Here is a 2,500-nt window from a genome sequence, read left to right on the forward strand (position 1 = left end):
CCGTTGAGCGCCCGCCGCTGGCCCAAATCGGCGGCCTCATGAATGCGCCGCGACGCCTCGGCGCGGCTGATCCGCAACCGGTTGGCCAGCGCGGGGGCCAGTTTCCCGCCCAGCTCGGCCGGGTCGGCCTGCTCGGCGAGCTGGTTGATCAGCGGATGCTCGACCGCACACAGCACGCGGCGGATCTCTTCGCAGTGTTGCAACATGCTCAGCCGCTCAGGCGTGGTCAGCACATCGAACGTCAGGTCCACCGCGCGCTTCATGCCAGCCGTGAGCCCGTCGAAGACCTCGACGATCTCCTCACGACTACTAGAACGCATGTTCGAATAATAGAGACAAGGCCCGACAAGTTTTGGACCCGGAAAACTAAAGTGACGCAAGTGGTTTCAGTGACAAAAATGTCTATGGTTAAGTGGTCGCCGTGAAGAAACTGCTAGCTGTGCTCGCACCACTGGCCGGACTCGCGGTCACCGCCGATGGCTATCAGCCGCTGAGCAAGCGCGGTTACCTCTCGATGTATGCGTTCAGCTTCGGCGTGTTCGCGTCAGAGCTGCCCCTGCAGTTGCTCGTCAGCCAGTTCGCGCTGCTGGCCGCCGTCACCCGCAAGCTGCCACCGCGGCTGCGCCGTTTCAGCTGGTTGGTGTCGGCGCTGTCGTGGTTGGGATTGGTCGGCCTGCACCGCATCGGCGCGCAGGCCGACCAGCCGCTCAAGGCTGCACTCGACGCCGGGCTGGGTCCCGATCGCCGCACCGAGTCGGGCGATCTGTGGAAGCGGCCGGCCGGGGCGGGCACCGCCAAGTCGCCGGGCGTGCTCCGCATGGCGCGGGTCTACGGCAGCTACGCGCATGACACCGACATCAGCTACGGCGAACATGGCTCCCGGAACCACCTCGACATCTGGCGACGGCCCGACCTCGATCGCGGCGGACGGGCGCCGGTGCTGCTGCAGGTGCCCGGCGGCGCGTGGATGGTGGGAAGCAAACGCCAACAGGCATATCCGTTGATGAGCCACCTCGCCGAGCTGGGCTGGGTGTGCGTAGCTATCAACTACCGGCTCAGCCCCCGCTCCACCTGGCCGGATCAGATCGTCGACGTCAAGCGCGCGCTGGCGTGGACCAAGGAGCACATCGCCGAATACGGCGGCGACCCGGACTGGGTCGCGATCACCGGCGGCTCGGCCGGTGGGCATCTGTCGTCGCTGGCCGCCCTCACGCCGAACGATCCGCAATTTCAGCCGGGCTTCGAGGACGCCGACACCAGTGTGCGGGCGGCCGTTCCGTTCTACGGCCTCTACGACTTCACCAGGGACGACGCGATCCACCCGTTGATGGCGCCGACGTTGTCGAAGTACGTCTTCAAGCTGAGGCGACCCGATATCGTTGATGCATTCCGATCCGCATCTCCGATCACCTACGTAAATCCGGATGCCCCACCGTTTTTCGTGCTGCATGGCCGTAATGACTCGCTGATTCCGGTCGAGCAGGGCCGCGCATTCAGCAAGCGGCTCCGTGAAGTGAGCCGCCAGCCGGTCGCCTACGCTGAATTACCTTTTGCGCAGCACGCCTTCGACATCTTTGGGTCGGTACGCGCTGCACATGCGACAGTGGCCGTCGAGCAGTTCCTCGCCGAGATCTACTCGAAACGTCCGGTTTCGGTCTAGCCCGACGACGGTCGAGGGCGTCGCTTGTCGAGTAGAGCGATCACCTGTGCGGCCAGATCATCGGTGTCGGCACCGGCGGTGTCCAGCACCAGGTCGGCATTCTCGGGTGGCTCGTAGGGCGCGTCGACGCCGGTGAGCCCTTTGAGCTCGCCGCTGCGGGCGCGTGCGTAAAGGCCTTTAGGGTCCCGCTTTTCGCACTCGGCCAGCGATGTGGCGACGTGAACCTCGATAAAGGGCAGTCCGGCGGCGTCGTTCAGCGCGCGTGCCGTCTCGCGGTCCGACTTCAGCGGCGACACCAGCGATGCCAACGCCACCACACCCGCGTCAGCCAGCAGCCGGGTCAAATGCCCGACCCGCCTGATGTTTTCGGTGCGGTCACCGGGGGAGAAGCCCAAGTCGTCTGACAGCCCGTGCCGCAGATTATCCCCGTCGAGTAGATAAGCCGTCCGTCCCGATTCGACGAGCGCACGTTCCACCGCAACCGCGATCGTCGACTTTCCGGACGCGGGCAGGCCGGTGAACCAGATGGTCGCACCGGCTTGGCCGGTGGCCTGCCACCGGTGGTCGCGGTCCAACGCTGACGGATGCCACCGGATATCGCTGCGCGCGTGCGTGCCCGGTTTGACTTCTCGCGCCTCGATGATGGTGCCGGCGCCGATGGTGTCGTTGGTGGTCTCGTCGATCAGGATAAACGCGCCGCTGTCGCGGTTCTCGGAATACGGGTCGGCGATGACGACGGAGCTGGTTCGCAGGGTGACTGTTCCAATGTCATTCAGCCCCAACTCAACTGGCTGATCCAGCTCATCGAGCGTCTCGGGGTCCAGCCGAGAATGTATTTCT

At 65.1% G+C, this 2,500-nt stretch carries 3 protein-coding genes; 1 reads left to right on the top strand and 2 read right to left on the bottom strand.

Going from position 1 to position 2,500, the window contains the following annotated elements:
* Window positions 1-320: DUF222 domain-containing protein (locus VN856_RS08120; RefSeq protein WP_325687860.1), on the bottom strand; the 320-nt coding region annotated here is incomplete at its 3' end.
* A gap of 101 nt (window positions 321-421) precedes the next feature.
* Between VN856_RS08120 and VN856_RS08125 the strand changes: the two genes are divergently transcribed.
* Entirely contained in the window at window positions 422-1,660 is a 1,239-nt protein-coding gene (locus tag VN856_RS08125; protein WP_325687862.1) for an alpha/beta hydrolase, read from the top strand.
* Here the strand turns inward: VN856_RS08125 and cysC are convergent.
* The coding region (gene cysC / locus VN856_RS08130; RefSeq protein WP_325687863.1) for an adenylyl-sulfate kinase at window positions 1,657-2,500 on the bottom strand (844 nt) is incomplete at its 5' end. The two genes, VN856_RS08125 and cysC, sit on opposite strands and share 4 nt — an antisense overlap.

The sequence above is a fragment of the Mycobacterium sp. genome (assembly GCF_035603715.1).
Classification (GTDB): domain Bacteria; phylum Actinomycetota; class Actinomycetes; order Mycobacteriales; family Mycobacteriaceae; genus Mycobacterium.